We start from the raw sequence: 6,320 nt of genomic DNA, 5'->3' as shown, positions 1-6,320 counted from the left end.
TCTTAAGTTCGTAGTAACGACTTCAGTCGTTTCTTACTCTAAAGAGAGTCTATAGCAGTTCCCAGACTCATGAAGTACCGATCGCTAATAGGAGTGCGAGCATCTTGCTCGCTATACCTCTAGCGAGCAAGATGCTCGCACTCCCAAAGTTCAACTGAACCCTATGAATTCCCGTCCTTCTGCGAAGTAGGTTCTTTGACAGACGGTGGGGTAACTTGAGACTGAGCCTCCCCGGATTTTCGGGGAGCTCGGGGAGCCTCGACTACTGCCGGATCTTGCCGTTGCGGGCGCTTTAAGAGGCGATCGCTCTCCATCTGGGACAACTCCGACTCATCCGGATGTGCCGGAGTCACTTCCACCGCTGGTTCAGAAACCTCCATCATCTCAACTACCTCATCCTCTGTAAGAATGACAGATTCCGCAGGGGGTGCGAGTTCCACTTCTGGAACATATTCTTCAACAGGTTCAGGAGTCAGTCTCCCTTCCGCTACTGATTCCTCAATAACGTCTTGTACTTCAGTTTCTGGTAGAGTCGGTGAGGTTGCCTCCACAACCTGTTCCTCTTCTTCCATAATCCCCTCATCCATCGTGATCACTGCTACTACCTCTTCCTCTGCCGACGGATTGGCAGAAGTGACCACCTCCACGGGTTCCCCTTCCTGTACCGTCACCTCGACAACCACATCATCCGTCGTGATGACAACCGTCGGCGTTTCTCCTGCGGGTTTTGGGTCCGGGACTTCCGGGGAGGACTCCACTGTTGTCACTGAATCCACTGCGATCGCCGGTTTGGGTTCAAGCTCAGTTTTCGTTTCAACCGCCTGAGAACTCGGCGCTTTAGGCTTGACGGGAGGAGACTTGCGGAAATTCAGTAATCCTCGTAGACCCTCTTGAATTTGGGCCAACAAACCTGGACCCTGGGTTTTTTTAGCCCCTGGAGTCGCAGATTTGGCAGATTTGGCCGCGACTTTGTTCAGGGAAGGCTTGACGGGTTCATCCAGGGGGGGATTCGGGAGGGTTTCGGCCACCGCTTTCGCTTCGGCTTTCGTGACCCCCGGACCTTCTAAATCATCATCGTCCAAGCCAAAATCATCATCCTCAGACAGCTCAAATTCCATCGTAGCGCCTTCCATTGCTGCTGCCGCAGGCATTTCGAGTAGCTCATCGACGGCATCCTCCATTAGCACTTCCCCAGGCGCATCAACAGGGATGACCTCCGGTTCCGGTTGGATTAAACCGGGTTCCGGCAGTGGGGGTTCCACGGGAACCGGAGGTTGGACTAGGGTGGGTTCAGCCGGTGGGGGTTCTACGGGAACCAGAGGCTGGACCAGGGTGGGTTCAGGGCTGGGAACTGAGGCCACCTCAGCAGGGGATTGGGGTTGAGATTTGGGCCCTGGGGTGGGTTTGGCTTTAGATTTATCTTTGTTTTTATCTTTGTCTTTACCTTTAAACAAGAAAGAGAAGCGATCGGCAAATCGAGGGGTTTTCGGTTGGGTAGTGGTCACCTTAGCCGCTGCTTTTGCCGGAGTCACGGGTTCTGGAGTCACCGGGACTGGGGGGACCTCTGGAACCGTCGCCACTGGAGGGGGGGCGACTGGGGGTTCCTCAACCTTGACCGCCATTTGGGGGACAGGTTGGGGTATGGTTTGAGGTTTCGGTGCGGATTTGGGTTTAAACATCCCGGTTAACCCTCCGGTGAGGCGATCGATTTGCTCGCCCGATACGGGAGTTTGTTCGGCCAGTGGGGTCGTTTGTCGCCGCAGGGTCAAGGCTTGCCAGCCAAACCACCCCAATAACCCCACACTTGCCATTTGTCCCAACAGGACCGCCCCGGAAATTCGGCCCGCACAGAACCATAAGACCAAGGCATAAAACAGTCCAACGCCACTCCAAACGAGATCGCCTTTGCGATGGACTTCTGGAAAAAAGAAAGCGGCCATATAAATCGCGAAGCTACCCACCGCGACGGCTAAGGCCAGAATGTATGGAAGCATAATGCCGGTTCCCCCTGCTGTCTACTACATGGACGACTCACCTGTTCGTCTCTACAATGGTCATTCTACCGTTCCAGAGACGGCGATCGGATCTTCCCCAAAGACGATCATGCTGGGTTGGGAGTAGAAGTCAGGATATTGGGAGGCTGACTGGATTTTTTCCCGAGGCGATCGCAGCCCTTCGCCACAGGAGTCTTATCCATACTCCTGATGATTTGCCTAGACTCAACCCTCAGAATTTGATTCAATTGTCAAGAATCGGTCAACAGAAAATCATCCCATTTTCAGTTGCAGTAGAAATGCCAGAGTGCCTCTAGTAAAGTGTTGGCAAACATTTGAGTGCCAGTAACTCAGTCCATCTCCCATTTCTGGGGAGATCAAGTTCTCAACAGGGGTCAACGGAAGAATTACTCTGAACGGGCTACCCTAAAAAAGGTAAGAGACAGAAACACAAACAGACCCAAAACGTTATGAGTAAGCAGAAATTTGGTGTGATTGGTCTAGGCGTCATGGGAGAAAACCTAGCTCTCAACGTCGAAAGTCGGGGCTTTCCAGTAGCCGTCTACAATCGCACCAGTAGCGTCACCGATAAATTCATGGCCGCCAGAGGGGGCACAAAACAAGTCAAAGCCACCTACAGCTTAGAAGAGTTTGTCACCTCCCTAGAACGCCCCCGTCGCATCCTGCTGATGGTGAAAGCCGGTGGTCCCGTGGATGCGGTGATTACTCAACTCAAGCCCTTATTAGAAGAGGGAGACATGATTATTGATGGCGGAAATTCCCTCTATCAAGACACAGAACGCCGGACCAAAGACTTAGAATCCACGGGACTCGGATTTGTCGGAATGGGAGTCAGCGGTGGAGAAGAAGGGGCGCTCAAAGGACCCAGTTTGATGCCCGGTGGGACTGAACAAGCCTACCGTGACTTAGAACCCATCCTGACTGCGATCGCCGCCCAAGTCGATGATGGTCCCTGCGTCACCTATATCGGCCCTGGGGGTTCCGGTCACTATGTGAAAATGGTGCATAACGGCATCGAGTATGGCGATATGCAGCTTATCGCCGAAGCTTATGACCTCCTCAAGAGCATCCTCGGACTAGATCATCACCAGCTACACAAAGTATTTGCTCAGTGGAATACCACCCCAGAACTTGACTCATTTTTGATTGAAATTACCGCCGATATTTTCCGCTACCTCGACCCGCAAACCAACGGTCCTCTAGTGGAAATGATTATGGATTCTGCCGGACAAAAAGGCACCGGACGCTGGACTGCTGCCGATGCCTTAGAATTAGGGGTTGCCATTCCCACGATCGCCGCTGCGGTGAATGCTCGGATTATGTCTTCCGCGAAAGAGGAACGGGTTGCCGCTTCCAAGCAATTAACCGGACCGAGTATCAAATTTGATGGAGATGTTCAGGAATTTATCAATAAGGTTCGCGATGCCTTATATTGCTCTAAAATTTGTTCTTATGCCCAAGGCATGGATTTATTGAGCAAAGCCTCCAAACAGTTTGGATATAACTTAAATCTGGGTGAAATTGCCCGGATTTGGAAAGGCGGCTGTATTATTCGGGCGGCTTTCTTAGATAAAATTAAGCAAGCCTTTGATGAAAATCCCGAATTACCGAACTTGCTCCTAGCACCGGAATTCAAGCAAACCATTTTGGACCGCCAAGAAGCATGGCGGGATGTCATTGCCATGTCGAATAAAATGGGGATTCCAGTTCCGGCATTTAGTGCATCCCTAGACTATTTCGACAGCTACCGTCGCGATCGCCTCCCCCAAAATCTCACCCAAGCGCAACGGGATTACTTCGGCGCACATACCTATGAACGCACCGATAAACCCCGGGGTGAATTCTTCCATACCGAATGGACACAAACCTCTGTAGAAACCTTGAGTAAAACAGGTCAACCCGAGTAACCAACCTCGTTCCCTGGCTCCCTCGTTCACCCTCGTTCCCTGGCTCTGCCAGGGAATGCCTCTTCGGAGGCTCTGCCTCCTAATATCTTCCCCACCCTCTCATCAAACATTTGCGACAGCATAAATTCTGCTAATACAATGTATCTAATCAACAAATTTATCTCTCACAAATTTGTAACTTCAATTTTTATACAAATTGTGCGATTAAGCAACCCGAAATCTACCCCCAGTCCCCTTCCCAAGACATAGGGGAGGGCCATGATACCCAATTTGCTCAAAACCCTACCCCACTCAGAAAAACCTTAATGTTTTGAGTTTTGCTTTAGGCGCGATCGCCTTTTGCGACCCCACCCGATCAACCATTTGGCGAACCCCCACCCGACAAACGCAAAGACAAAACTCAGCAGCAAGGCAAACATAAACGGATGAGGCCGATCGCCGTGGTATGCTTGCCAGGGAAAGCTCATCGGTTCTTGTTGAAAGATTAATGCCGAAGTAGAGGCGATAATCGCGCCTGTCGCAATTCCCACCCCCACAGCCTGAATTTGGTCTTGGAGAGTTTCGTTTTGCTGTTCCAACCGGCGATCGCGTTCCGCTTGGTCCACCTCCACTAAACCGCGAATCGAGGCGATCGCAGTATCCAGTAACCCCGAACCTTGCTTAAAATAGTTAAGGTCAGCGTGGATTTGTTTTTGAAAGGCGACTGCCTCCTTCTCCCCAAACACCCGGAACCCCCCTAAAGGCATCTGCGCCAGTAATTCCATCTGCTCCAGGGTAGTCAGATAGTTAGAATGGTTAATAGCGATCGTATTGTGAGCATATTCCAGATTCCGCAATTGTTGAGAATAGCGCAGAGAAGTTCTCAGCAATTGTTTCAAAGTCCTTTTCAACTCCCCCAGTTCTTCATCCCGCAGACAATCCGGTTGAGTTTCCAGGAGATACCGTTGATTGAACTGATTCAAACTTTCTTCATTTTCAGTAACCATCCGATCCGCCGCCTTATAAAATCCGCGACTATCCCGAAAACTCTTGCTAATTTTGTGATAATAGAGCAACAGTTCCGGCAACTCCCAATAACAGCGCTTTAAAACTAAACTGGTCTGAACATCAAAGAACACCCAAATTAACAAATGCCCATAGGGATTCACCCTTAACTCATCTCGGGGACTGCCATACTCATACAGATAACCCCCCAAAAACTCATAAAACCGATAGAGACGGGGTAGAGACTTGCCATTTTCTAACCCCAAAAACCCTTGCCAACAAGCTTTAGCAAACTCCCCCAAGTCTTGGATTGCCTTCGGTTTGGGAATATCCAGATAGACAGTCAGAAGCAGAGATTGCCCCAGATAACCAAAATGCGGCACCGTAGGCGGTTTAAAACAGTCCTGGGGGTTGAGTTTCCTCAAATCTGCCAGCTTATATTCATCCTGACCCAACTCCTCCGGGCAGAATAAATTTAAGTTTAAAGCATAGCAATCATGGAGGGATTGGGGATAGATAAACCCCTCCAAATTTTGCTCAGGAATCTCGAAATATTCATATTGTCTTCCCCCTTCCAGGTCAGGATTGAGCAGTAAATCAAAATCGGGAGTGCTTGCCTGATTCTGCCAGCCGGAATTGACCCCGACCCCAAACCCAGATAAAATATCATCATATTGCTGTTTAACCCAATCTAAATTAGCCACAGTCGCCGTGGGAGACAAAGGTTGATCCGTTGCAACCACTAACCCTTCCCGATAGCGGTAGGCAAACCAATATAGACTCGGTGCATAGAGAGAATCAGGGATATCAATCATGCTATTTTCTCGGATCGGGCCTGGTGTACAGTTTCCGAAAGCATGGCTTTATTATAAACCTTACTCGGTTGTTCTCCCTCCGCTGGTTTCGGGATAACTTTGCCCTTTTTTACCATATTATCGCGCAGTTGGCGCATCGCTTGGGGGTCTATCTTTACCCCAAATCCTTGACACCAGGATTGAATATACATGGCTAATTTAACGGGTTTATCTTCCACCGGCACCAGATGGGTTTCAAACCCCAGGAGTTCTTCCCACAAGGGGTCATTCCCCGGGCGGGTCGTGCGGGCATTTTCAATAAATGTGAGAAAGTCTTCAATCAGTTGCAGTTCTTCGGGAGGCATAATTTTCTAAATCAGGAGTAAGGGTCAACATCAACCAGGGAATAAATCCCCACATCATAACCGAACGCGGATAAATTCCACTGAAAGCCTTATCCTAAAAGCTTTCCAGTCAGTTTTAACCGACTTTATCTATCACCCGAGGGATTACTCCCTTACAAAAGTAGGGTTTTTACGTTCATGGTGATTGACCTGACTATTAACTCCACCTCCAGTCCCCGGACCTTGGCAAGGGGAGGGTTAGGGTGGGGTCCTCCG

Annotated in this window: 4 protein-coding genes; 1 reads left to right on the top strand and 3 read right to left on the bottom strand. The window is 49.9% G+C overall.

The window, feature by feature from the left end:
* Window positions 1-161 precede the first annotated feature (161 nt).
* Complete coding sequence (locus J0895_RS25820) at window positions 162-1,994, bottom strand: Ycf66 family protein (protein ID WP_242541173.1); 1,833 nt, start codon at window positions 1,992-1,994, stop codon at window positions 162-164.
* 470 nt (window positions 1,995-2,464) lie between these two features.
* Between J0895_RS25820 and gnd the strand changes: the two genes are divergently transcribed.
* Complete coding sequence (gene gnd, locus J0895_RS09490) at window positions 2,465-3,922, top strand: decarboxylating NADP(+)-dependent phosphogluconate dehydrogenase (protein WP_207087861.1); 1,458 nt, start codon at window positions 2,465-2,467, stop codon at window positions 3,920-3,922.
* A gap of 302 nt (window positions 3,923-4,224) precedes the next feature.
* Here the strand turns inward: gnd and J0895_RS09485 are convergent, their stop codons facing one another.
* Window positions 4,225-5,721: a hypothetical protein gene (locus J0895_RS09485; protein WP_207087860.1), complete on the bottom strand. Its 1,497-nt coding sequence runs from the start codon at window positions 5,719-5,721 to the stop codon at window positions 4,225-4,227.
* Entirely contained in the window at window positions 5,718-6,065 is a 348-nt protein-coding gene (locus J0895_RS09480; protein WP_207087859.1) for a hypothetical protein, read from the bottom strand. The genes J0895_RS09485 and J0895_RS09480 overlap by 4 nt, the downstream gene beginning before the upstream one ends.
* Between the last annotated feature and the right edge of the window lie 255 nt (window positions 6,066-6,320).

The sequence above is a fragment of the Phormidium pseudopriestleyi FRX01 genome (assembly GCF_017313335.1).
Classification (GTDB): Bacteria; Cyanobacteriota; Cyanobacteriia; order Cyanobacteriales; family Laspinemataceae; genus Laspinema; species Laspinema pseudopriestleyi.
This window is presented reverse-complemented; position numbering and strand designations above follow the sequence as displayed.